Raw genomic sequence first — 25,793 nt, 5'->3', positions numbered from 1 at the left:
TCTGCGGGCTCTCCGGATGATCAACCAGAGTATTATTCCTCCGGCCTGGTGACGGCGGCTTGTATCCTGATGCCTGTGTCCCTCACAACGCTGCACCCCCTTGTAACCCACAGAAATCCGGCTTTCACCGACGGGCTACTGGCTTTTTTTCGGTGTGGCCGCTGGTCTGCTGATAGCCCGGCGGATGGTTATTTCTGCCAGCGGCATGTCGTACCGTGAATTCTTAATCAACGTCAAACGTCATCTGTTCATCAGGGGATAACCGGCTTCCTTACTGAGCCGCAGCCGGGGCTTTCCGGCAGTCCCGCTTCTGCAGGACTGCCGCTTTCACGGATACCGTTCAGCGTCACCGCTTACGGATATACCAGCGCAGAGAGTTAAAATAGAGCTCTGGTGATTTCAGCACCTTACCCTCTTCCACCAGCTGTAACAGGATGGCGCGCGTCACATAAATACTGGTGTCACAGCGGTCTGAAATTTGCCGTGTTTTCGGCCAGCGCTGAAGCTCCGGCAACGCACCGCTGCCACCGGCAGGCGGGCCGTTTTCCAGGCATAATGCTTCCAGTGCCTTGAGGATTTCGGTCTTTTTATTGCTGCGTGATTTCCTTTCACTATTCATAAAAACTCCGTGGGGATAATAAGTTAGCTTTACATGTTATAACTTCAGAAAATGGAAGATTTTAATTTTCAGCCAGCGGGAAAGCCTGACTTCAATCAGTGCGTAGTACACAGCGGATAACAAAAATGTGATCCCGATGCTTATCAATACCAAATTAAACCGATGGGGAAATGAATCAAAAAAATCATCGCCGTATAACGATTTCAATAATTCAATCATCGAAAAAATAACGACCATATGCAGAAGATAGAGAGAGTAAGATATTTTTCCTGTAAAAAGTAACCAGCCGGGATAACTTATTTTCTTCACCTTACTCAGTTTAAGTCCGGCTAAAAAAACCAGCAGGCAAGGTAACATCATTATACTGGTATGATTATTCCCGAGTTCTCCGAACGGTTTATATAACCAGCCGACGGCACCCAAAAAATAAATCACAGACGCCAGCATCATTAACCACTGCGGCATGCCTGCCCGTGCAGACATTTTCTGATAGAGCATCGCGGCCAGGATCCCTGCAAGAAAGTCCATATTGATCGTATCGCTGATCATGCAGAGATACTGCCAGTAAAAGCGGGGATCGTTGTTCTGCTTTGACAGTATGACTTCCCGTGGCAGCAGCGTCATACAAGCGATTAAAATCATCATCAGGGTGCAATACCGGTAGCGGGATAAAAACAGCGTCAGCGCTACCAGAAGATAAAAAAAAACTCGTAATTCAGCGTCCAGCCATTATCAAGTAACGGAAGGCCATAAGACGGTGAACCCCCGCCATTTAACGGAATAAACAGCAATGACTTTAGCGTATGTAATCCCAGCCCCGGCCGCGGGGAATAATAATAAAAAAAGACGACATAGCCTAAGGTAATAAGCGCATAGGCCGGAATAATCCTGAAGCCTCGCCGCAGCAGATATGTCGCACTGCTGCGCCATCCGGAGGGTAAATAGCGTGTCGTTGTCCACGCCAGAAATCCGCTGACCATAAAGAAGATATCCACCCCCAGATACCCTCTGCGTAAAAATGTCTGCCCCAGCGGGAAAGCAAACCAGCTGTAGTGATAAATAATCACTGCCAGCGCGGCTACCGCACGGTATATCTGGATCATTTCTATCTGTGTATTGTTACTTTCGCAGGACATGACTGACCTCTGTCTGTGATCAGACCCGGGGTGCTGATAATTTCAAACGAGTGACCGGGGCGGACTGTCGTGGTGTTGCCGCTCCGCCTGCCCCGGTAAGGACTCAGAATGAATAATTCAGACCCGTGGCATAGTTGATACTGGTGTTTCCGCCGTTTCCGCTACTGAGGTTGACGACCGCCTGTACCCCAAGATTTTTAGTCAGGGCGGAATTCATCCCAAGCCGGGTCTCCAGCCATTTGGTGGTCGTTTTTCCGGCATCTGCACGGTAAAACGATGTCCCGGTACTCTTCAGAGCAGCAGTGATACCGGGGGTTGCCGAAATATTTTCATGCCGATAGGCCAGTTCAAGGTAAGGGTTAACCCGCAGTCCCTTCGCCTCGACACGCCATCCGGCAGTATACTGACGACGATTAACATGCTGCCCGCCAAACCGCATTGAAGTACTGCTGTCCGCTTGTTCATGGTAGCCATCGATGCGTGCACGATCATAGCTATACCCCAGTACCGGCCCCGTCGTCAGATAACGGGTAAGCCGGAAATCATAGCCGGTATTCACAGCAACACCGCTGAACCGTCCGCGGCTATTGCCTTTTTCATTTCTCAGCGCACTGCCCAGCCGGATCTGCCGCGTAATGTTGTGGAAATTGACGCTGCCGCTACTCAGATCCACGTTCCCCCAGAGTCCGTTAGCCAGTTTCAGCTGGCTGAAGGCCCCCATAATGGTGCTGCCATAGTTATATTTGAACAGGGATGCTGACTGATAACGGTTATAGCCGGTGCTGTAGGTTCCCCCCACCAGTAAACCTTTTACCGGCTGTATGGCGAACCCCAGCAATGCATTACTGGCGAGTCCATGGCCGTTAAACGAGGAGATATTGTCGCGAACTTTCGCGTATTTGCCGCTGTATCCACCGAATACCGTGGCTTTCTCTCCGGTTTCCGATGCCCGGAGTGTCTGCAACTGCCCATCCATATACAGGCGCCTGTCTGACTGAACATTCAGTATTCCCTGTTGCAGGCTGCTGACCAGCAGAGGTGCATCAACAATTGACATCATGTACTGAGCCAGAACTTCATGGGCCACCGGACTTGGGTGAAACCAGTCAGAAAAAAGGTACACCTGGTCGTTATGAAAATTAACCGTATCCTCATTACATCTCGGTGCCCCGATACCGATAGGACAGATCGGCACCAGGATATTATCGAAGCCATAGGTTTTCGGAGACTCGATAATCTCATTAAATAAACGATTAATATCCGCGTAAACAATATTACCGTTTAGCTGCGATAACCCCTGCTCCACATCATAATTAAACTGTTCGGTAAGCATATTTTCTGTATTGAGGAACCAGCGAAAAACACTGGCCGTAATTTCACGGGGCACAGTGATCCCTTTGCTGGCCAGCACATCCGCCAGCGAATCGATAACCGCGGACTGACGCGCCTCTTCCCCCTGAATCGATCCCAGAGAGCGCAGATAAGTATCCTGGATGGCATACAGTTCGAACAAATCAAACAGGTTACCGCCCAGAAACGCCTGAGCAAACCCGAACAGAGCCGTCCCGGTCCAGGGACTCATCCCTGCATTCGGAAGATTAGGAACCACCAGCATCCCGGCCCCGGCATCAAGCAATGTTTTTGCCTGGCTTACGACATTTGCCGGCGCATCGGATAATAAATAATGCTTACCCTGGTCAAGCAGTGCACCAAAATTAAACTTCAGTACCGTACTCTCCACATTGAACGAAATATCATTTCCGCCAATCCATAAAAAATATAATCCGTTCTTATCTGCCTGCTGTTGGTGGCTTGCGAGATAATCTTCAATTTGCCAGGCGGTTTTATACAGCGGTAACAGGGTAAACCCGGCCGTGGAACCCGCCTGCGCGTAGTTTGTACCTCCCTGAGTATAAGGAAGCAGTTCCAGCCCGGTATAAGCCCCGGAAATAATCTCTGAATAGAGTTTACTGGTGTAGCCGGAGATAAAACGGGTATCGTTGCCGGCGAATCCGCCGTCGCTGATACTGTCACCAAAGGTATAAATTTTGTCAAAAGCCTCAGCGGGCAGTGCGCCGGATAAACAGACAGAGACAATGACTGCATGGAGTACACGTTTCATTAAACATCCTTATTTAAATAAAAATCATCCTGAATTAACAGCAATATTTAACCCGTAATTAATTAAGTAATGAGTGCTGAACAGACTGTATTTTACCGTAATGAGAAAGCGCAATAACATCCAGGAATTGCGAACAAACATCGCCATGATATAAAGAATAAAGCATAATCACTTTATTCCCTTCACTCACGGGGGACTGTAATTCGATTGATATTTTTTCCGCACTTCCTATTAAATGGATAAGATAGTCAGAGACAGCCATACTCCCGGAGTAACTGCGTCCATTATCCTGTAACGTCACTCCGGCATCAAAAACCGCCTCCGGATGACGGATAGTTTTCATCCCGAATATATCCGAATAGCAGAATCCCGCGGGTAACAGAGGCTTATTCTCCCGGAATGATGAAGCAAAGGCTTTGATAGCATGGTTATCATAAAAATTATGATAACTTCCTTCCTCCAGAGGCCAGCCAATAATTTTTTTATTCTCTAAAATCATCTCATTCAGACAACCGGATAAATAATATTGTCCGTTGACCGTCGCCCCTTTCAGAATGCAGCGTTGAGCCGCCTGCATAAAAAAATGCCCTTTCCTGAAGTAATAAAATCCGGCGATGGCCTCACGGCTGATGGTTCTCTTTTCTGCCACTTCCGTGATCCGCCCATCCGCCTGCTTTCTGATAAATGCCCATTTCGGGTGTAACGAGGTAAATGTCAGTACACCGGCATCCGCCGACTGCGATCTGAAGTGATCGATAATTTCCGTCAGATCGGCGCGGATATATTGATCGGCAGAGATAACGATCACTTCATCTTCCGGGTCGATCTTATCGATGGCCAGTAAGCAACTGCAGACTGCACCTCCGGTATCCCCCTGTATATGCAGTATTTCCCCCCTCCCGTGACTGGCAACCGAGATCATGGGTGAGAGCTGATACTCGTCATCTTTGTCTTTTGGCAGCAGAAAAATGCGTCTGACATCGGCAGGCAGGTGGCTGATGATTTCCTGAGAGTATTCAAATAAGGTTTTATTATTTATCTCATTCAGGATCTTCGGATAAGAAAACTCAGAACTCATCTCATACAGTGATTGTCCTCCCAGGGAGGTAATGACGGTGATCATTCTTTTTGCCCCTCAACCCTATCGATAAACTGCCTGATATTGGTGTAATTCACGTCATTAACGCTCTCCACCTTCATGACCCAGGCACCACTCTCTCTGGCTGCCCGCAAACCGTTTTCATTGTCTTCTATTACCAGACACTGCGCGGGGGTTAATTCAAGCCTGGCGATAGCTTTCTGGTAGATTTCCGGAGACGGCTTTCCATGAAGGACATCCTGGTTAGAAAGAAAAAACTCCAGTTTATCCAGCAGGTTGGCCCTGCTCAGCATGATTTCGATACTGTCCCGGATAGAATTGGATGCCACCGCCAGGCGATAGCCCTCGTTACGCAAACGGGATAACGCGAATTCATGCTGGAATACGGGCCGGCAGTGGCGGAAAACGATATCCAGGGTATATTTCTGTTTTAGCTGATTAATAAAACCGTGTAATGCTGTCGGGAATCCATTTTCAGCACTCAGGATAGCCAGTTTGTCGCGTGTCGGAAGACCGTCAAATTTTGACAAGTGATCATGCCGGGCGATCGCCATCCCGAACAGGGACAGCGCCTGATTCAACGCCTCGTAATGCCAGTCTCTGGCATCAATCAGCACACCGTCCATGTCAAAAATGACGGCGTTGATTTTACTGTGCATAGAGAACCTCCCGTGCCTGATCCGGCACATCGGTACATAACATCAGAGCGTCGGTGACCAGCCCCCCTCCCTTGACCCTGCGGAGTTGCTGCCAGTAACCTTCAGGATTCTGCTGATGCAGCTCCGGTGATACGCAACAGACCGCTAGTCCTGTGGCCATCAGCCGCTGTATTCTTTCTCCGTCACACTGGCCATCAGAAAAATTATCCAGCCAAATCCCCTGTATCTGACTCAGTAAGGGATTTTCACACTCAAATTCACTGATCCTTGCAAACACATTGACCCCGGCGGCGATATAATTCAGCATGTCCGGGACCGACATATCAAAACAGAAATAATTGCTAATCCTGTATTCCAGCAATAGCGTCTTCAATGTCCCGGCAAGGCCATCACTTTTTATATTTAAGGCCAGGGGGAGTAACGGATCGTAACTGACAAATAACTCAAAAAAATCTCTCAGTAAAAGACATCCCTGGTGTGGAATATCATGAGAAATTACCAGCTCTCCGCAATAATCCCGGATATCCGTTTCGGTGCCGTATCCTGCGGCGAATGATCGGCGAAATGCCTGCAGGCTGTTTCTCTCTGCTGCGGTACGCCACCATCCCCTGTGTGATAAAATATGCATCTTTCCTCCCTCATCCCTTCCCTTTGATGAGCAGGCATTCAGGTCCGCCGGCTGAACATTTTTATGGCCAGCCGGCGGATAAATGAAATATGCAGCGGGGAGAACTTAACCCATAAAATAGTACGCAGGATAAATATCCACGCTGAGCCTGCCTTTTGACTCAACCTTAAACCAGCACTCACTGCCATCGACTGTTGATGATGTAACATCACCCAGTCAGACGTTGTATAAACACTCGATAATCCTTTGTTTTTATAAACCTCACTGTATTTATTCCATAAAAAACCCAGAACCTCGCTGGAGTAAGGGACGAAATTATTGATATAAAACTTTTCCGAAGTCACTTTCAGTTTTTCTGAAGAAAACCGGTTCCCCGGAAACTCGCTCACCCCGGTCATCTTCTCTATATACTTCACCCAGAGATATTGTTCAGGCACATAACGCATCAGACTAAAAACAGAAAAACAGAAACACACTTCAAAGATTGATTCATCTGCCAGAGGGATATCAAACAGAGCGAATAAATCCTGTTTATTTCCCGCCAGCAGGATATCGCCCGGATGGAAGAGATAAGGCATATATCCCCTCGCATTACGGGCAAAAAGATTGCCATTAATGACTCGCTGACGAAAAAGACTGTAAGCCTGATCCCGCGGGTATAACTGCTCTTCCTCATTCCGGTGTCGTAAAAAATACGTGAGATTACGATTATAAAGCCTTGAGTCTGTACGTAACTTAATCACCTCGGTATGGGTAGCCCGCCCGATCCCCTCGCGGGAAGAAATAATCATCCGGTTAATGTTGGTTACCCAGCGCGCTTCCCCTTCCCGGTACACCAGCGGACCCGGATCTTCATTTTCAATAATGACTATCTGCAGTGGTTTCAATGACTCCTGCAATCGCTGGCGTAACGGTACAGACATCTTCCAGGTCGACAGGATAATTTCATCTTCCGGAAAGTGATGGCGTGTAATTGCTATGTTTTCGATAACATCACAACAGAGTCTGTTTTTATGAATGACTGCGCCCTGAAAAATAATACTTAACGGTCTCATTAATTGTTCCTGAGCGTTTTTACCTTTCTGGTTAACCACTTCCCCGACTTAATAAAAAACTCTGTCACACTCACACCCAAAAATGCCATAGAAAAATTAGTTAACAGTACTTTTCTTTCGCCAAAGTGATTAATACGTAAATAACTGGTACTCGTCGTAAAAAATGAGCAAAGCTCATTTTTATAATCTTCATAGCGGGCCGAGACGATAAAGACGGTGACACACTGACACTGTGCAGAGGTATCCATAATCAGTATTTTCACCAGCGTAATCAGATGTTCCCGGTAAATATCATATTCTTTGTCATTACTGACTTTAACAAAAAGGGTATATCTGAGCTTACCGGGGCTGATAGCGAAATTTTTTACCCGTTCCAGATCGAACCCCATCTGAATCACCTGGCATTCACTTTCATCCATGACCGGTATAACAGATTGCGGAAAGCCGTTGAGCCACAGGCCATATTCCTCTTCAGTGATCCCTTCGACATTCAGTTCCATTGCTTCCCCGTTCACTCTGGTACGGCGTGCTGTCGTTCAGTAACCTGGCCACTTCCCGCAGCGACATCGGGAAATAGGCTCCGCGATAAAAATATTTCAGGTAACATGCTGATATAAAATTATTTATGCTAATTATCCGACGCTTTCTGATAAACCAGTCATCATTCTTTTTGTAAAATGGCGAAAAAAACCAGGAATGGGATAACTGGTTATTCAGAATAAAACACCCCACCAGCATACTCTTTTTCGTCGCCGGGCTGGCTGAGGAGTTCATGACCCGGGTAACCCTCACCAGTTCATTCGGGGCCATATCCTCACATAATATCCAGCGACTGAAATCACGCAGAAACTCACTGGTTTCGTCAAGCCTGACTTTAATCTCTTTAATCACTCTTTTTATCAGTAAAAAACGACCCAGCCCGCTCATCGCGGAGGAAGAGATACAAAGTAATGTTTCCTTTGAAGCACCGTATTTATTCGCAAAATGATAAATAAAGTTTCTCGCCTGTTCGTCCGACAGCCGGAACAACGGTTTTTTCGGAATAAAAGGCAACATTTCCAGGCAGCAACGACTCATTTTTTTGCTCCCCCGATAATCTTTTACGGCAACATACCCGTAATAGTGGATCACTGAGCGGGCATTCATACTCTGCGTGATCGACCAGGGATTAATAATGGTCGGGATACCTTCGTAACTGCAGCGTATGCCCTGTTCAATATCCTCATAATCGTTCCAGTAAAGCTGCTCATTCTGCGGTGCATGCTGCCAGACGGATTTTTTGCAGAGATACAAACTGCCGGTCAGATAATCGTGACCGAACTGGCTTCTGGCTGGATGCTGATAACAATAAAACAGCTTACTGATGAGAGACGTGTCTTTCTGTGTCACCCCTGTGATTGACAGCTCTTTCGTCAAATCCTGCTCTATTGTATTGAAATCAGAGTATTTTCTTGGGATCAGATTATACTGATCAGTAAAATAAAATGACTGAAACCCGGTCATCGGGTAGTCATCCCCGAAGCGCTGAACCGCCTGATAAAAATTTCGTGCCAGTAAGACACGATCATGCAGGATACAGAGATTCGGATACCTGGCTGCCTGCACCAGTACATTCTTTTTACGGGTGATATGTACCGGCGGAGCAGGTATATCCTGCCCTACGATCCTTACCTGCTTAAAAAAACGGAAGTCCGGATGCGGTGTACCACACAGAATGATCTCTTTTTCTGCAATATCCAGCTGCAGGATACGTTCGACACAGGCATTAATAAATGTCGGTTCTTCCGGACCCACCGGAATACAAAAGCTCCATTGGGTCAGCCCTTTATCCCGCGAGGCCGCCAGAGGTCTCCGTTTCAGATATACCCGAACGTCCGCCCCGGCCCCGGTAATTTCTTCAAAGGCATCACGGTAGTAACTCCGTTCCAGCAGTGTTTCGCACGCGATAGTCTCCCGGATATACAGCTTGCCGCCTGCCGGCATCTGATGGGTGATATCCCACAGCATATGCGCATAAAAAGCCGAATCATTCTGTACGTTCACCAGGGCAACATCCTGAAGATCCGCGATAAAAAACCGTGAACAGCCATTAACGATATGCGTTTCATCTGCCGGCCGGTCATGACAGTCTGAAAAACTAATGACCGTCAGCTGGTCTGTATCATCAATCTCCAGTGAGGCCCGGGTATAGGGCCGATTCAGCGGGCGCGCCCTGAGTTTACGCTCATGTAAATAATGAATAATTTTCACGGGAATAGTCACCCTGTGGCATTCATGTCAGAAGGTAATCGCCTGTCTGGCTATCGGTAACCGGGAAAAATTTTGCAGGTCTTGCGGAGTACCCAGCCCATACATGCCATGCATCTCCGTGCCAATATTCATGATACCGATACGGCAACCGCTATTATTTTGCAGCAGATAGTTGTAGACAGGCGCGACATAAAACTCTCCTTGGCTAAGATCATTATTACGCACCATCTGCTGGGCGAAATGACAGAAATCGCGGCCACGACGATAGTTATAAATTCCGACAGTCGCTTCGTCAGAAACCACCTGTTTTTCGACAACCCGTTGTACCCATCCCTGCTCATCACACTGCACATAAGACCATTTGTTATCACTGGCCGTCATTGTCATGATCAGACCATCCAGCGACTGTTCATCCATTTTTTTCAGATAGTCATCAATGCAGGTATCGACCCATTGGTCTGAGTTAGCAATCATTAGTGGCTGGTCGTTATCAATATAGGCACTTGCGGCTAATACGGTACACGCGGCCCCTCCGGTAATTCCCTGTATCGGGACGACCACTGAACCCGGCGCGATATTTTCCAGTAACGGAACCAGACCATACCCGGCGATATGTTCTTCCTGACAAACAAAAATAAAACGATGCGGTCTGCAGGGACGAAGATTATTAACGACGACTTCAATCATTCTCTTGTCACCGATACGGATCAATGGCTTAGGATCGTTATACCCGGCCACCGAAAAGCGGCTGCCCCGACCTGCCATCGGGATAATAATATTGATCATATTATTTCCTCTGCAATGTATTTATCATTGTTCGCTCCGGGAATTTTCACCACCGTGGTCACGCTATCCTCAACAGCATAAAAATCTGTTATCTGCCCGGGTTCGATAGTAATAATATCGCCACGATAATAATACTGGCCTGACATTCTGACAGCACCGGATACAATCACGGTGATTTCTGTCGCAACCTTATGATAATGCGCGGCTTCATGATCACCGGCCCGATAATATTTCACGGCAACTTCCATATTACTGGTACGGAATACTGACGGTTCAAAAGGACCGACAAACCAGCCCCGGGTCATATTCTCAATATTATTTTTTTCCATAGCTCAGTTACGCAGTTTGATAGTGATTATTACTTATATAAAAAGAGTAAAAATCACTTATGGAAATAGTTTATTAGTCCTAGATAAATTAACTAAAAAGCATACTTACGCTTTGTTATATTACCGACAGGGAAATATTTCCGGGCCGACCATTCCTGCCGGGAGATAGCTCAATGACTCTGCCAGGTATTCTGCCACAGGTGTGTAAGATGAAATAATCCCCCATACCTGTTCTGTCTTCTGGTGGTTACTGTCGCCAGTTCTGAAAAAATACATTTTAATCTTTATCTGCTGTCTGCGGAGATGGTACTTGTTTTTTAATGCCATGTAAAACATGAAAAATAGCTTTAACAACCACACAAAATCACCATGTCGCTATAAAATATCAGAATACTATAAAAATGCGAACATTAATCCTATTTATTTTTTTAATTTAAAATAAAAAGATCGTTTATCAATTCCTTCAAAGTGTTTATTTCCAATTTCAACACCGCTTTTAATCTTTAAAAAAATTAATCATCAGGACCAATATCACCAGAGTGAAACTTTCAGCTGCTGTTAATAATTCACACAAAAGTTACTATTTATGGAATCATTCTTAATAAAAATTATTTATTAAAATTTCATAATTCACCGGAGGGGTAATTTTCGGGTAACTGCGGGCGGGGAAAGTGCAGAGAGGGAAGCGGTTAACACCGGCCACACATTGTGTGGCCTGTACGTTCAGAAATTATAATTCGCTCCCAGGTAATAACGACGTCCGTCTAATGTCGATGAATAATCGTCATAGCTGACCGTTTTATCCAGCAGGTTATAGATACCGGCAAGCAGAGATAACGATTTAGTGACCGGGTAGTTTACCCCGGCATCAACGAAGCTGTAGGACGGGGTACCCTGCGCCATACTGGTGCGGCTCAGATACTCTGACGTTCTGCTCCGGAAGTTGATCCGGCCCCATACCGACAGATCCCGGGTCGTTTGCCAGTTCAGTGTCAGATTGATCATATGTTTTGGCATCTTATTCAGTGGCTTACCGGAAAACTGTCCGCTCTTCTGCTCGGAATCGGTATAGGTATAGTTACCGGTCAGTTTCCAGTCGTCTGCCGGTTTCCATCCCAGCGTCGCCTCTGCACCACGCAGGTTTGCCTTATCAACATTGACCCGGTCACTGACAAAATCGTAATGCGTATTACCGATAGTACAGGCGGGGTCGGCACTGCTATTACACCGGCGAACTTCGGTGATCTTATGTTTAAAGTCGGTGTTAAACAGGGTTAAGCCGGCATTCAGTTGCTTACCGTTATCCCATAGCAACGCGATTTCTTCGCTCAGGCTCTTCTCGGGTTTCAGATCAGGATTCCCGACAATAATTCCGTTTGAGCGGCCTCCCCCGGTCATCTGCCCCCAGCTGGCAGAGGACTGACGCAGATCCGGCGAGCGATAGCCCGCAGAAACACCACCTTTGACTGTCCATTGATCACTCAGGTGCCAGACACCATATCCCCGCGGGGTCCAGTGTGTTCCATAATTCTGGTCTTTATCCATCCGTATTCCGCCGGTCAGCGAGAAACTTTGGGTCATTGCCCACTCATCTTCTGCAAAAACGGCCCAGCTCCAGCGTGTCAGTTTATTCAGGCCCGCAGCAGCTTCTAACTGGTTTCCGTCATCGTGCAGCGTTTCATAACCATACTGCCCACCCAGTGTTATTGAGTGTTCATCCAGCAGCCATTGGCCTTGTGTATTCAGCGTCGTGTTGTAGGATTTCATCGAGCGGCCGGGGTTATTCGTTTCCTCCCGTTGCAGATAGCTGCTGGTATTCACTGCATCATAATATCCACGATGTGTCAGCGCATAAGTGGTGTGCTCATAGCGGTTTTCACTACGGCTGTTCGGCGTACAGACGGTTCCCCGGCAGCTCTCTGCCGCCTGAGATTTTCCGGGCGTACTGTTTCTGTCCTGCAGTTCTCTGGCAATATCCATATCGATACTGTTTCTGTCATCGGGTGTCAGGGTGAACGTGGCGGCACCGTTACGCATCCGTTGCTCGTTATAGCCATTGACTCTCCTGTCTTCCTGGCGACGGGAGAGTAACCCGCTGAGTTTCATGCCCAGCAGCCCGTCAATCAGCGGGCCGGAAACATAAGCATCGGTCTGATAAAGATCTCCGGAGCGGCGATGCTGCTGAAAAGTTGCTTCCGTATGCAGCGATCCCAGCCATTTCCCACGGTTATACGTTTTTTTGGTGATCACATTAATGACCCCTCCCATCGCATCCGAACCGTACAGCGAAGACATAGGGCCACGGATCACCTCTATCCGTTCTATCGATTCCAGCGGAGGTAACCAGCCTTGTTCAATACCGGCATTATCACTGTTAGGCCGGGTTGCCCGTGTACTCACCCGCCTCCCGTCGACCAGAAACAGGGTGTACTGTGAGGACATTCCGCGGATGCTGATATCGCTGCTACTGCCCCCGCCGGTAACGACCACCCCCGGCACATCTTTTAGCGCATCGGTAATATCACGGTAGGCTTTGTCTTCGATTTGCTCTCTGCTGATCACAGAGATGGAGGCCGGGGCATTCTGAATTTTCTGTTCAAAACCCGTGGCAGTGACTACCAGTGTCTCTTTATCGGTAGCCTCTGCCATCCCGGGGAAAAATGCCGTTGTCAGTATCACTGCGAACGGTTTTACGCGAAGTTTTGTCATTATCATCGATTCCATTTGTTGATCAAAATGCTTCACCCTCGCCGATGACTGCAAACAGAATGCTCCATGTAACATTTTATTACACCGGCAGATGTTGCCTATTGTACGAACAAATTAAGAAATGTAAATAATAATGAGAATTAGTATCATTACTATAAAGGACAACAACTTTCCCTTACTCTCCTCCGGTAAGCTCCCCATCAGAAGGCCCCCCGTTCCGGATATCGCCGGAGAGCAGGCATACTGAGTGCCCCGCCGGGGGCACATTACCGGCGAGGTTAATTAAAAATATCCTGGTAAACAATCTATAAACTTTCGCAGGGATCATAGGCAGGGACAGAGGTGCGGCCCCCGTTATAACAGGGTGAGAGGAGGTAACCGCCTTACCGGACCACAGGCAGATCGCTGTAGCGGGTGGTGTAGCAGGGTGACAACATATCGCGTTTCATTGCCCAGCGCTTTTCTACGCCCTGGCCGGCAAACCATAACTGTCCTTTTCCGCTTTGATTAACACCATCAATCACCCGCATCAGTGATTCACTGTCCGCCCGCGGCTTATAGTCATCAAACAGATTGAGCTGCGAAATGCCCTGACTGAAAAAATCCCCCAGCATGACTCCGGCCTTCATATACCGTGGCCCGTCCTGCCAGATGCTATCCAGTGCGGTCATAGCGGCGCGAATAATATCCCGGCTATCATGAGAAGGTGTCAGCAGTTTCACCGAGGCCTGGTTACCGTAGAATACCTCGCCCTGTGCATGCGGGCTGGTACGCAGAAATACCCCCACCTGACGACAATATTGCCGCTCGCCACGCAGCTTTTCGCCAGCCCGCACCGCATAATTACATATAGCCTCACGCATCGACGTATATTCAGTGATCCGTCCGGAGAATGAACGGGAGCAGACGATCTGTTGTTTCACCGGGGCAAATTCTTCCAGTTCAAGACAGGGTTCGCCCCGCAGTTCCCTCACCGTTCGTTCCAGCACCACATTGAAGTGTTTTCTGATAACCCAGGTACTCTGCTCCGATAAATCTCTGGCCGTAAGAATCCCCATCATATTCAGTTTCTTACTGATACGCCGCCCCACTCCCCAGACTTCGGCCACCGGTGTCAGGGCCATCAGTTTACGCTGACGTTCGGCATTCGACAGATCAACCACCCCGCCGGTTTTTCGCCAGGTTTTCGCCGCATGATTAGCGAGTTTGGCCAGAGTCTTTGTCGGGGCTATTCCGACCCCGACCGTCAGATGCGTATCACGCAGCACACGTTCACGGACTTCGCGACCAAAGGCTTCCAGGTTCCGGCAATGACGGACGCCGGTAAGGTCCATAAATGCTTCATCGATGGAATAAATTTCTACTGCCGGTGCCAGTGCTTCCAGCGTGCTCATCACACGCTGACTCATATCTGCGTATAAAGCATAGTTTGAACTGAACACACTGACCCGATGCTCGCGCAGAAGGTTTTTTAGCCGGAAATAAGGTTCCCCCATACTGATGTTCAGTTGCTTCGCTTCGGCTGAACGCGCAATAACACAGCCATCGTTATTACTTAGAACGACCACCGGTTTCCCTTTTAAATCCGGGCGGAACACGGTTTCACACGACGCATAAAATGAATTCACATCCACCAGCGCAAACATTACTGACCCAGCGTTTTGACAACGTGTTTTACCACCCCGAAGATCTCAAACTGATCAGCATCAGCAATTGTTATCACGGAATGGGCGATATTCATCGGTCGCAGATGCAGAGAAGGTCTCAGCATCAGCTGCTTAACGGTAAACTCCCCCGCCACCGCGGCCACCACAATATCGCCATGCCCTGCCTTCAGTGAACTGTCGACAATCAGCATATCGCCGTCATCGATCCCGCCTTCAGTCATAGAATCGCCACTGACCCGCACAAAATAGGTGGCACCGGGATGCCGAATCAGTAACTGATTAAGATCGATACGCTGTTCAACATAGTCCTGTGCCGGCGACGGAAAACCGCAAGGGACACGACTGATAAAAAAGGGCAGATCCTGCATGGTATGCAGCTCTGCAGGCAGATAGAACTTCATGATCGGTCTCTCAGATTTTTACTGTATAAATATACAGTAATGCTGATGGAGTATTTCGATCAAGATGGCTTATCATTATTTTTTGTAAAGCCATTGTCCGGGAAGGAAATTTATTATCGCCGGCAACAGGAGCAGGGCATGACAGAACGACTCACTCAGCAAAGTGTTCAGTAAAACAGCCACTCATGTCCGCTTTCTTTACTCCTTTTTATTTATTCTTCTTATCTGTCATTTTACCCACGCTTTCGCCCGGCTGACCCCGCCTGCCTCAGGTAACCAGAGGCTGAACGCCTGCCTGAAAAACAGGATCTGTGTGACGGTTTCTTTCGCACAGACAACCTCCGGTTCAGAGATAAGAATTTCTTAGATCTGATCATCTTTACAAGCTCTCATGTCACGTATATCGTATACCATAGTTAATCAGCGACCGCTGACTGTCTGCCTGCAGGCTGTAGTATGCAGGCCAGTGGTGCGCAAATATCTTACCGATTATGCAGACCTTCCCGCCTGCCGATCACAATGATCTGAACAGAAATTTGAGGAAACACAATGAACAATAATATCTTTACCGGCACTATCCCCGCCCTGATGACACCGTGTAATGCGGAGCGTAAACCTGACTTTGACGCACTGGTGGCTAAAGGCCGCGAGCTGATTGATCTCGGTATGAGCGCCGTCGTTTATTGCGGTTCGATGGGAGACTGGCCCCTGCTGACTGAAGCCGAACGCCAGGAAGGCGTGGCGCGTTTAGTGGCGGCCGGGGTACCGACCATTGTCGGGACCGGCGCGGTAAACACCCGGGAAGCCGTTTCTCATGCGGCCCACGCCGCGAAAGTGGGAGCGCAGGGCCTGATGGTGATCCCACGCGTACTGTCGCGTGGCTCCTCCCCGGCGGCGCAAAAAGCGCACTTCTCGGCCATCCTCGAAGCGGCCCCGGAACTGCCGGCGGTTATCTATAACAGTCCTTACTATGGCTTTGCTACCCGGGCAGACCTCTTCTTTGAGCTGCGCAGTCAGTACCCTAACCTGATTGGTTTCAAAGAATTTGGCGGTGCTGCAGATATGCGTTATGCCGCTGAACATATTACGTCTCAGGATGATAATGTCATTCTTATGGCCGGGGTGGATACTCAGGTATTCCATGGCTTTGTAAACTGCGGAGCGACCGGTGCCATTACCGGTATCGGTAATGCACTGCCACGTGAAGTGTTACAGCTCATCGATTTAAGCAAAAAAGCCGCGAAAGGCGATGCGGTTTCCCGACGCCTGGCGAAAGAGCTGGAATCTGCACTCGCCGTTCTCTCTTCTTTTGATGAGGGCACGGATCTGGTGCTGTATTACAAATATCTGATGGTACTGAACGGTGACAAAGAATATTCACTGCACTTTAACGAAACCGATGTTCTCAGTGATGCACAGCGTCGTTATGCAGAAACCCAATACTCGCTGTTCCGTGAATGGTACAGCCGCTGGAGTGAAGAGCTGAACCAGGCCTGATAACCACGTTATCAGCATGATCCTCTGCCGGCCACGGACTGGCCGCTTTGGATCTCTGAGGCGGGTGACAACAGAAAGACGTTGATACTTTGCTGCGCTTCCGGCCGGGCTTCACCCAGCGTCCAGCGGTTATACGCCAGAGAACGATCATTTTTATCAGCCCCCGAAGAAGGTTTGTGCTGCCGGGCCAATACCCGCACACGCCGGAGTCGTGACAACGTTTTCTTCTCCCCGCCATAACCAGCAGCCCGCCACGCGCGCCGGCTTACCCTTTCCGGCCTGGCGATAATCCGATAAATATACGCCGAATAATAGGTATGACTATGACTGTAAGTAGCGATGTTCGTGCGCTACCCGTATTACAGGGGCGCAGCCTGGTTGAGGGCAATGCTCGTGGCTCTCTGATTTCTTCCGATACCGGCCTGAGCTTTTGGGGAGGAATTGATCCCTTCAGTGGCGAGGTTATCGATCGTCATCATCCGCTGAGCGGTAAAATTATCACCGGCCATATTCTGGCAATCCCCAGCGGACGGGGATCCTGTACCGGTAGCAGCGTGATGCTCGAACTTATTCTGAACGGACATGCCCCCGCAGGCTTAATCCTGGCAGAGCCGGACGAGATCCTGACGCTGGGAGTATTAGTGGCTGAAGTGGTTTTCGGTAAATCGTTTCCTGTTGTCTGTATCGGTGCTGAGGCCTTCGCTGCGCTGCCGGAGAGCGGCACAGAAGTCTGCATGACCGGCAAACAGATCCGTTTCGGTAATGCAGTACCTGCAGAAATTCCTCAGTCATCGCAGGCCGATACCGGCCCCGGATCTCTGGCCGGATCCATGAAGCTGGAACTGCGTGATCATGAAATGTTAGATGGATTTCACGGTAAAGCGGCACAGGTGGCGATGCAACTGATACTGCGCATCGCCGCGTTACAAGGGGCAACGGAGCTGATTGACGTTTCTCAGGCACATATCGACGGGTGTATCTATACAGGTCCCGCCAGTCTGCGTTTTGCACAACAACTTGTCGCCTGGGGAGGCAAAGTCCGCGTGCCGACCACGCTGAATTCCATTTCTGTCGATAAGCGAAAATGGCGCGAGCTCGGGGTGGATGCCGGGCTGGGTGAGCCAGCCAGTGCGCTGGGTGATGCCTATCTGAATATGGGAGCGAGGGTCAGCTTTACCTGTGCACCTTATCTGCTTGATACGAAACCGGCCCGCGGCGACCAGATTGTCTGGGCGGAATCGAATGCCGTGGTTTACGCGAACAGTGTGCTGGGTGCCAGAACACTGAAATATCCGGATTACCTGGATATCTGCATTGCCCTGACCGGCAGAGCCCCGCTGACCGGCAGCCATTGTGATAACGGACGGCTTGCCACCTTACATATCGAAGTGCAGAAGCCTGACACGGCAGATGACGCCTTCTACCCGCTGTTGGGGTATCACACCGGTTTACTGGCTGCGACCGAAATTCCGGTGATCACAGGACTCGAAAATGCGGCCCCGGACTCTGATGACCTGAAAGCCTTCGGGGCAGCCTTCGCTACCACCTCTGCGGCACCGATGTTTCATATTGCGGGGGTAACGCCGGAAGCACCGGATGCTGCCACGGCATTAGGGGGTAAAGCGGCAAAACGCCATCGGGTGGTGAGTGCGGACGATCTGGCCCGTTCCTGGCGTGAACTGGATAGTTCTGAAGAAACAGCAGTGCAGCTGATTTCTTTAGGGAATCCGCATTTTTCGCTAACCGAATGTGCAAAGCTGGCCGGACTTTGTGCTCAGCGGAAAAAAGATCCGCAAACGGCACTGGTCGTGACGATGGGCCGGGACGTGAATGAACAAGCCAGAGCCGCCGGGTATATCTCCACTCTGGAAGCGTTCGGGGCACTGATTGTGACCGATACCTGCTGGTGTATGCTCGGCGAACCGGTGATCCCGCAGAAAACATCCACCTTAATGACCAATTCCGGTAAATACGCACACTATGCCCCGGGGCTGGTGGGCAGAAAAGTCCATTTCGGCAGTCTGGCAGACTGCGTGCAGGCGGCCTGTTCAGGCCAGTGGCCTCGTTCACTTCCTGACTGGCTCTCTGCCTGAGAGAGTTAGAGCTCCACCGCCGCCGTCAAAGGCGGCGCTATCATGCAACCCTGATCACGGATGTCTCCCGCGACCGTTTATTGCGCCCGGGGTATTCCAGCGACGACGGAAAGTGACACGCCCCTGCCGCCATCAAAGCCAGCGATATCATACTGCCCTGATCACGGAGGTCTCCCGCGACCGTTTATTGCGCCCGGGGTATTCCGGCGACGACGGAAAGTGATACGCCCCTGCCGCCATCAAAGGCGGCGCTATCATGCAACCCTGCTCACGGATGTCCCACACGACCCTTTATTCAGGCTGGTGCGCCGCCGGGCGTCAGGGAAAGTGTCGTTACTGTCCTACGGGGTTACGGATCCGGCCTGCGAATTCACACTATGGCGATGCTGACATATAAGAAGATACTGATGGGTTTTGGGCAGGCGGAACGAAGAGTGAGTAAAGGCCGGCCGGAGTTCGCCGGCCGGGTAAATTACGAAACGACGGACTTCAGAAATTCTGCGGTTTCCGGTTTCTGCGGATGCCCGATAACTTCATCAGGTGTGCCTATTTCATGAATGACCCCGTTACGGAAAAAAGCCACGCGGTCAGAAACATCGCGGGCAAAACGGATTTCATGAGTCACCAGCACCATGGTCATACCATCTTCGGCCAGCATACGCATCGTATCCAGCACTTCACCGACCAGCTGAGGATCCAGGGCGGAAGTTGCTTCATCAAATAACATATAATCCGGTGACATCGCTAATGCCCGGGCGATTGCCATACGTTGTTGCTGACCTCCGGATAACCGGCCCGGAAAGACTTTCAGCTTCTCACCTAAACCGACGTGTTTTAGCTGCTTAACGGCCATGGCTTCCGCTTCGGCTTTACTTAGCCCCAGGACTTTACGCGGCGCCAGCATGACGTTTTCCAGTACGGTTAAGTGGGGAAAAGCATTCCATTGCTGAAACACAATACCGATTTTCTGACGTAACTTGTTCAGATTTGTGGTCGGGTTATGCACTTCAATGCCGTCGACCCAGATGTTCCCCTGGCGGATGGGTTCCAGGCCATTCAGACACATCAGTAATGTTGATTTCCCTGACCCTGATCCACCAATGATTGAAACTACCTCGCCCTTTTTTACCGTCATGCTGACGCCTTTAATGACTTCAAGATCACCAAACGACTTATGAACATCATTAATCTCAATCATTTTCCTGCCACCTTTTTTCTAACTGGTTTCCGAACCGGGCAATGACCAGGCTCATAACGTAATAGATAACCCCGGTAATACTCAGGACCAGTAACGGTTCCTGAATACGGGTAACGATAATTTGCGATGCCCGCAACAGTTCAATAAGGCCGATCCAGACGACCAGTGAGGTATCTTTCATCAATGACAGCAAAAGGTTAAGCCAGCCCGGAAATATAACTCTCGCCGCCAAAGGCAGAACAATAAACCGCAGATCCTGCCAGTAACTCATCCCCAGAGAACGGCTGGCACGACGAATATTCGGGGAAACCGATAAAATACCGCCACGGACAATTTCGATACAGAAAGCGGCCGCATACAGGCCTAAGACCAGATAACCAATGGTAAAAAGGCTCCAGTCGAGACCGAGGATACTTTTCAGTGCATTAAACAGTACAAACTGAATCAGTAACGGGACACTTTTAAAGACATCCATGAGTAAGGCTATGGGCAAGGTCGATTTTGGCATCGTGGCCCTCGCCCATCCCAGAAAGATCCCGATCACTGTGCCCACCACAATCGATGCGAGCGTCAGTTCCAGCGTCGTTGCTGCCCCCTTTAGCAGAAAGACAAAGTCCTCCGAGGTAAAGCTGGTAGTAAGCATCTCTTTTATCCTTTAATAACGAAACAGCCGCCAGCCCAGACCACGGGCACCGAGCACAATCACTTTAGCTATCAGGTAATACAACACTGCAGCGATAGAGAAGAGTTCAAAAGTACGGTAGGTAAGCACATTGAAATTCTGAGTAACCCCTGACAGGTCACTATCCAGACCGACAATGACCCCGGTGGAGGTCATCAGCACCGACCAAATCATCTGGTTGGTCAGAGGATGGAAAACCACACGCAGTAATTGCGGAACAACAATCAGGCGATAAGCCTGAAAAGCAGACATCCCGAGTGAGCGGGCAGCACGCACCTGGGTATGGGGGATGGCTTTCATGCCACCACGAAATATTTCCGCCAGATAACCCGCATTGTTGAAAGCAATTCCGCCGATCAATGCCGCCCATGAGCTGACATTAATATTGAAATTACCCAGCCCGAAATAAAGCATATAGATCTGCAATAACGACGGTGTATTTCTGGCAATCGAAATCCAGGTGGCAGAAAACCCACGCAGAACCCTGATATTGCTGCTACGCATTGCGGTCAGTGCAAAAGCAATCAGTGTGCCCAGCACCATGGTAATCACTGCAGTTTCAATGGTTACCAGCGATCCCTGCAGCATGGCAGGGAGTGCATTAAACGCACTTCGCCAATGGAAAGTATAATCAAACATCCGTAATACCCCTGTAGATCTGCCATTTTAGTATTTCGTATACGACATACTAATACAGGCAAACTTTGTGCCAGATTGAAAAGATCTATGCATAAAACTCCCCCACTGGCAGATAAAATAAAAAGATTTTTATTTACAGTGAGTTAGTTAAAATCCGGGTTAGCGATTATTATCACAGTGCGACAGAAGACAGAGATAGACGGTTGCTGCATTCCGGCACAGAGATCATTAACGGGGCGCCAAAATGCAGCAACCGCACATTATCGTGCGGCGGCCGGGAGATTAAAAGCCGATACCGGAAGGCCAGGTATCGGTAAGACGATAGCCTTCAGGCCAGGGGTCGGCCGGGTCAAGCATATGCTGATGCACTCCCGTGACCCAGGCCCTGCCGGAAACTGCCGGCAGAATGGCCTGACGGTCATTAATTGTGGTTAATTCACGGATATGACAGTGAAATTCAGATCCGATAATCGAACGGCTGATAAAACGCTCCCCGGGCTGAAGATGCCCTTTGGCCTGTAATACCGCCATACGCGCCGAACTTCCGGTACCACAGGGGGATCGGTCAATTTTCCCCGGCCGGATAACCACCGCATTGGCCCCGGTCATTACCCCGTTTTCTGTCGTGACCGGTGCCGCTATCTGGCAGAAAGAGATATGATCCCAGTCCGGATTCAGAGGATGCCGGAACCCCAGTTGTTCATTAGCGGCTTTAGTTATTTTCATGCCGGTTTCCACCAGATCCCGTGCTTCGTCTGCCGTCACAGAGAACCCTAACTGATGGGCATCGACAATAGCAAAACTGTCTCCCCCGTAAGCCGTATCGACCTGCAGACTGCCGATACCCGGGACATCAATCCAGGCATCCAGTTGATCGGCAAAAGAAGGCACGTTATGGATCTCTACCCGCTGGACTTTACCGTCCCGGCATTCGGCAACGGCCTCAATTAACCCGCCCGGAGCCTCAAGGACTAACCTTGTTACCGGCTCTGTCATCGGCAGAATGCCGGTATCCAGCAACACTGTTGCAACGCAGATAGAGTTTGAACCGGACATGGGGGGAATATCTGCCGGTTCGATAATGATCCACCCCATCATCGCCCGGGGATCCTTCGGAGGCACCAGTAAATTCACATGCCGGAAAACACCTCCCCGGGGCTCATTTAAGATGAAATGACGTAAGACATCATCACGCTCAATCCAGCGGGATTGTTCCCACAAAGTGTCACCCGGCGGAGGTGTGACACCGCCGACAATAACATCACCGACTTCACCTTCAGCATGACAACTGACGGTATGAATAATTTTTGATGAACGCATAGCGGGTTACTCGTGATTCACTGTTTCATAAAAGAAAATGCCTGCAATGAGTGCAGGCAGTCGCACCGCCGGATACGGCTGTTACTCGTAAACATCCGGGACCGTCAGCGAAACAGGCGTGCCACCGACCCATTTTTTATATAACTCAGCATAACGGCCTGTACGCACCTGCTGATTAACAAACAGGTTCAGGTAATTGATCATGCCGTATTCATCCCGTTTAACCGCGAGCGAAACATAGTCGGTGGTATAAGGTGCTTTACCGGCAATTTTAAGCCCTTTATATTGGCCCGATTTAATGGCGGCAGAGGCCACGGTATTCGTGACCACTGCGGCATCAATATGCCCCTGGGCAACGGCGAGCAAGGTATCGTTCTGTGACTGATAAGCACGGAAACTCCCGGTCCCCCAGTCTTTCACACTTTTCGCCAGGGCGATGGCTTCAAAGGTTCCACTGGTATCGCCGACAGGACGCCCTTTGAGATCCGCAAAGCTATTAATATTTTTGTCATCACGCGTGAGAACGACCATCTGGAAAGCGAAGTAAGGAATTGACATTGCGACTGTTTTTGCGCGTTCCAGAGTATCAGACGTACTGGCCACAATCACATCCGCACGCCCTGACATCAGCGCAGGGATACGGTCAGGGAACGGTGTTTCAACAATCACCGGAGTCACACCCAGAACCTTTGCCAGGTCTTTACAGTAATCAACATCAAAGCCTTCCGGATTATTTTGAGCATCGCGCATCCCCATCGGAGGGAAATCCAGAGTCACGGCACAACGTAGCTTTCCGGAATCTATGATCTTATCCAGTTCATCGGCATTCGCTGCATGAAGTGAAGATACGCCGGTAACAGCAAACAGTGCTAAAGAGATAATTGTCTTTTTCATAAAAACCTCCGGTGATTGAGTGATAAATCAGATACGAAATTTCGTATACAATATTCAATGCACAAAGCGTGCCTGATTGTTCTGTTCACCGCTAACCGCCTGATCCAGCCACAAAAGTCCTTCTTCTGCGGATATTCTTCCCCCCTGTGTCTGTCACCTGATAGTGCATTACCTGACCGCTATGGCACTTTAACAGGGCAGAAAAACAGTAATTCCCTGCCGGCCTGCTGCACGCAGAAATGCTTTGCCATGTAGTGATTTTCAGGAGCGGTCAGTATTTCTTATGGGATATCACCTGGCTGCCGTCTGTGGAGCGTGGTCGCTGGTGTTATCTGTCTATGATAACTGACCTGTGCAGCCGGAAAATCACCGGGGATGAAATGCATGAAACAGAAAGTGTTGAGAATGCTGCCGCCTTAATGCAACGCAGTGTCATACGTGAAGACTGCTGGCGGCATCCGCTGGTGCTGCACGCAGATAACGGCGCGGCCATGGGATAACCGACGCTACAGATGAAACACCACGAACTGAATATCACGCCGTCCCAAAACCATCCGTGGGTCAGTAACGATAATGTGTATTCAGAATCACTGCTCCGGACGCTGAAGATGTGCCGCAGTGGCCGTCATCAGGGTTCAGAGCACTGCCGGATGCCCGTCAGTGGGTGGAAAAGTTCCCCGGGGGTATAACGAAACACACCATCACAGCGGAATATGCTATGTGACCCCGGCAGAGCGACATCGCGGAGAAGATCATGCGTTTCTGAGACAACGGGAAGAGCTGTACCGGCGCGCGAGGCCAGCCCATCCTGAACGGTGGTCTGGTAAAACGAGGAACTGGCAGCCTGAGGAGGCAATCCCACTGAATCCGGAACGGAAAAACAGGCGGCTTAAATTAACCGGAGATGACAACGATCATAACACTTACCGTTAAGTCACGAATCAATAAAAGATTATAAGTATATATTTTTCCTTGAGATAGTCCATGCATAATTCTTTCTGTTTACTGGTTCATAACCATATTTTTCATAGAGCCAGGGAGCCGTGAGAGTGAAAAGCATTATACGCCTGACTTTATTAAAAACAGGATGTTCTTGGATGCATGACATTATAAAATCAGACAACTTATTGCCTTGATATTCCTCTAATACGTAGACATCACATAAGTAGGCAAAAGTAGCATAGTCAGTAATTAGCCTGGCGAATCCAATTTGTTTTTCATAATGGAAAAGTCCAAAATTGAGGCTGTTATCTATAGAGGAGGATACAGTTTCAATATTTATACCTTTAGCCCATGTGGATCGTGTCAGATAGGAATGCACAGCTTTTTTATCGATTTTTTTAGGATCAGTGGTAACTTTATACTCACCTTTATCCCACTCGTATATTTTACTGGTTTCCATTTTTTCCCTTATCTTTTATAAGAATACTGGTATATGATTTTTATCATACATATTTCACTACTTCATAGACTTACGTTGATAAAATCATAGTGTGTTACATAGCGTGAATCCGCAAGATAATTTTGTTGGAGATGTCCAGGTAACCTGCTCGTGACGAGCAACTAAAATGCGAAAGGAGATCCAGGTAACGTGCAATTACGCACTCTGCCCCTTTTCCTGGTATTCACAGATACCGAAGCAGGGTCAACGAGACCAACCGTGAACTGACACTCCGGTTTATCCCTTCATCGTGCAATCCAAAGATCGTTCCTCGTTCTGACGTTCTGCGAAGTTATCCTCCGTAATATCAGGATGGCGTTCTGCACGAATCACGTAACGTTCCTGGCATGACAAGATACCCTGTGCGCCGGCAATCTTCTCACCGTGGCCACCAGGTAATGCCTGTGCAAGGAACAGTAGTAAAAGAACTAAAGGGCTAACAGACAAACAGACAAACAGACAAACAGACAAACAGATAAACAGATAAACAGATAAACAGATAAACAGATAAACAGATAAACAGATAAACAGATAAACAGATAAAAAGATAAAAAGATAAAAAGATAAAC

The 25,793-nt window shown here is 49.0% G+C and carries 23 protein-coding genes and 2 pseudogenes; 3 read left to right on the top strand and 22 right to left on the bottom strand.

Annotation, left to right across the window (positions count from 1 at the left end; all coding sequences use genetic code 11):
- Positions 1 to 346: 346 nt before the first annotated feature.
- The 14 genes and pseudogenes from JK223_RS12375 to umuD form a co-directional block, all read right to left on the bottom strand.
- Positions 347 to 619 (bottom strand): hypothetical protein, encoded by a 273-nt coding sequence (locus JK223_RS12375; RefSeq protein WP_212714488.1) that lies wholly within the window; start codon positions 617 to 619, stop codon positions 347 to 349.
- A gap of 36 nt (positions 620 to 655) precedes the next feature.
- Positions 656 to 1,722: pseudogene (locus JK223_RS17180) on the bottom strand (acyltransferase family protein).
- 136 nt (positions 1,723 to 1,858) lie between these two features.
- Entirely contained in the window at positions 1,859 to 3,877 is a 2,019-nt protein-coding gene (locus JK223_RS12360) for an autotransporter domain-containing protein (RefSeq protein WP_212714485.1), read from the bottom strand.
- A gap of 58 nt (positions 3,878 to 3,935) precedes the next feature.
- Positions 3,936 to 5,000 carry a sugar phosphate nucleotidyltransferase gene (locus JK223_RS12355; RefSeq protein ID WP_212714484.1) on the bottom strand — a complete coding sequence of 355 codons (1,065 nt, stop codon included), beginning with the start codon at positions 4,998 to 5,000 and terminating at the stop codon, positions 3,936 to 3,938.
- Positions 4,997 to 5,635, bottom strand: coding sequence for an HAD family phosphatase (locus JK223_RS12350; protein ID WP_212714483.1), 639 nt, complete (start codon positions 5,633 to 5,635; stop codon positions 4,997 to 4,999). The genes JK223_RS12355 and JK223_RS12350 overlap by 4 nt, the downstream gene beginning before the upstream one ends.
- Positions 5,625 to 6,263 (bottom strand): hypothetical protein, encoded by a 639-nt coding sequence (locus JK223_RS12345; protein WP_212714482.1) that lies wholly within the window; start codon positions 6,261 to 6,263, stop codon positions 5,625 to 5,627. Before JK223_RS12345 ends, JK223_RS12350 begins: the two co-directional genes overlap by 11 nt.
- A 38-nt stretch (positions 6,264 to 6,301) precedes the next feature.
- Positions 6,302 to 7,318: a WavE lipopolysaccharide synthesis family protein gene (locus JK223_RS12340; protein WP_212714481.1), complete on the bottom strand. Its 1,017-nt coding sequence runs from the start codon at positions 7,316 to 7,318 to the stop codon at positions 6,302 to 6,304.
- A complete protein-coding gene (locus tag JK223_RS12335; protein ID WP_212714480.1) occupies positions 7,318 to 7,818 on the bottom strand; it encodes a hypothetical protein in 501 nt (166 codons plus the stop codon). Before JK223_RS12335 ends, JK223_RS12340 begins: the two co-directional genes overlap by 1 nt.
- Positions 7,790 to 9,568, bottom strand: coding sequence for a hypothetical protein (locus tag JK223_RS12330; RefSeq protein WP_212714479.1), 1,779 nt, complete (start codon positions 9,566 to 9,568; stop codon positions 7,790 to 7,792). The genes JK223_RS12335 and JK223_RS12330 overlap by 29 nt, the downstream gene beginning before the upstream one ends.
- A gap of 27 nt (positions 9,569 to 9,595) precedes the next feature.
- On the bottom strand, positions 9,596 to 10,354 hold the full coding sequence (locus JK223_RS12325; protein WP_212714478.1) for a glycosyltransferase family 2 protein: 759 nt from the start codon (positions 10,352 to 10,354) through the stop codon (positions 9,596 to 9,598).
- A complete protein-coding gene (locus JK223_RS12320; protein ID WP_212714477.1) occupies positions 10,351 to 10,683 on the bottom strand; it encodes a hypothetical protein in 333 nt (110 codons plus the stop codon). Before JK223_RS12320 ends, JK223_RS12325 begins: the two co-directional genes overlap by 4 nt.
- A 723-nt stretch (positions 10,684 to 11,406) precedes the next feature.
- The gene (locus tag JK223_RS12315; protein WP_212714476.1) at positions 11,407 to 13,392 is read right to left on the bottom strand and encodes a ligand-gated channel protein; all 1,986 of its coding nucleotides are present in this window, start codon (positions 13,390 to 13,392) and stop codon (positions 11,407 to 11,409) included.
- Between the two features lie 383 nt (positions 13,393 to 13,775).
- Positions 13,776 to 15,038, bottom strand: coding sequence for a translesion error-prone DNA polymerase V subunit UmuC (gene umuC, locus JK223_RS12310; protein WP_212714475.1), 1,263 nt, complete (start codon positions 15,036 to 15,038; stop codon positions 13,776 to 13,778).
- Complete coding sequence (gene umuD, locus JK223_RS12305) at positions 15,038 to 15,460, bottom strand: translesion error-prone DNA polymerase V autoproteolytic subunit (protein ID WP_212714474.1); 423 nt, start codon at positions 15,458 to 15,460, stop codon at positions 15,038 to 15,040. Before umuD ends, umuC begins: the two co-directional genes overlap by 1 nt.
- A gap of 549 nt (positions 15,461 to 16,009) precedes the next feature.
- Here umuD and JK223_RS12300 point away from each other — a divergent pair.
- Positions 16,010 to 16,957, top strand: a complete 948-nt coding sequence (locus JK223_RS12300; RefSeq protein ID WP_212714473.1) for a dihydrodipicolinate synthase family protein — start codon at positions 16,010 to 16,012, stop codon at positions 16,955 to 16,957.
- Positions 16,958 to 16,968: 11 nt separating this feature from the next.
- Here the strand turns inward: JK223_RS12300 and JK223_RS12295 are convergent, their stop codons facing one another.
- Positions 16,969 to 17,175: a hypothetical protein gene (locus JK223_RS12295; RefSeq protein WP_212714472.1), complete on the bottom strand. Its 207-nt coding sequence runs from the start codon at positions 17,173 to 17,175 to the stop codon at positions 16,969 to 16,971.
- 99 nt (positions 17,176 to 17,274) lie between these two features.
- Here JK223_RS12295 and JK223_RS12290 point away from each other — a divergent pair, with 99 nt between their 5' ends.
- Positions 17,275 to 19,050 (top strand): aconitase X, encoded by a 1,776-nt coding sequence (locus tag JK223_RS12290; RefSeq protein WP_212714471.1) that lies wholly within the window; start codon positions 17,275 to 17,277, stop codon positions 19,048 to 19,050.
- 472 nt (positions 19,051 to 19,522) lie between these two features.
- Here the strand turns inward: JK223_RS12290 and JK223_RS12285 are convergent, their stop codons facing one another.
- From JK223_RS12285 to JK223_RS12265, 5 genes are all read right to left on the bottom strand, one after another.
- Complete coding sequence (locus tag JK223_RS12285) at positions 19,523 to 20,248, bottom strand: amino acid ABC transporter ATP-binding protein (RefSeq protein WP_212714470.1); 726 nt, start codon at positions 20,246 to 20,248, stop codon at positions 19,523 to 19,525.
- The gene (locus JK223_RS12280; protein WP_212714469.1) at positions 20,241 to 20,891 is read right to left on the bottom strand and encodes an amino acid ABC transporter permease; all 651 of its coding nucleotides are present in this window, start codon (positions 20,889 to 20,891) and stop codon (positions 20,241 to 20,243) included. The genes JK223_RS12285 and JK223_RS12280 overlap by 8 nt, the downstream gene beginning before the upstream one ends.
- 12 nt (positions 20,892 to 20,903) lie before the next feature.
- On the bottom strand, positions 20,904 to 21,569 hold the full coding sequence (locus tag JK223_RS12275; RefSeq protein WP_212714468.1) for an amino acid ABC transporter permease: 666 nt from the start codon (positions 21,567 to 21,569) through the stop codon (positions 20,904 to 20,906).
- A 282-nt stretch (positions 21,570 to 21,851) separates the two neighbouring features.
- Entirely contained in the window at positions 21,852 to 22,889 is a 1,038-nt protein-coding gene (locus JK223_RS12270) for a proline racemase family protein (protein WP_212714467.1), read from the bottom strand.
- 81 nt (positions 22,890 to 22,970) lie between these two features.
- Positions 22,971 to 23,783: a transporter substrate-binding domain-containing protein gene (locus JK223_RS12265; RefSeq protein ID WP_212714466.1), complete on the bottom strand. Its 813-nt coding sequence runs from the start codon at positions 23,781 to 23,783 to the stop codon at positions 22,971 to 22,973.
- A 239-nt stretch (positions 23,784 to 24,022) separates the two neighbouring features.
- Here JK223_RS12265 and JK223_RS17175 point away from each other — a divergent pair, with 239 nt between their 5' ends.
- Entirely contained in the window at positions 24,023 to 24,283 is a 261-nt protein-coding gene (locus JK223_RS17175; protein ID WP_371813128.1) for a DDE-type integrase/transposase/recombinase, read from the top strand.
- 452 nt (positions 24,284 to 24,735) lie between these two features.
- Here JK223_RS17175 and JK223_RS12260 read toward each other — a convergent pair whose 3' ends face one another.
- Both JK223_RS12260 and JK223_RS12255 read right to left on the bottom strand, forming a co-directional pair.
- On the bottom strand, positions 24,736 to 25,185 hold the full coding sequence (locus JK223_RS12260; protein ID WP_212714465.1) for a GNAT family N-acetyltransferase: 450 nt from the start codon (positions 25,183 to 25,185) through the stop codon (positions 24,736 to 24,738).
- 276 nt (positions 25,186 to 25,461) lie between these two features.
- Positions 25,462 to 25,793: pseudogene (locus tag JK223_RS12255) on the bottom strand (hypothetical protein); the annotation flags it as partial.

The organism is Tatumella sp. JGM118, assembly GCF_018257515.1.
Classification (GTDB): Bacteria; Pseudomonadota; Gammaproteobacteria; order Enterobacterales; family Enterobacteriaceae; genus Tatumella; species Tatumella terrea.
The sequence above is the reverse complement of the archived record's forward strand: the minus strand, read 5'-3'. Positions and strand labels throughout refer to the sequence as shown.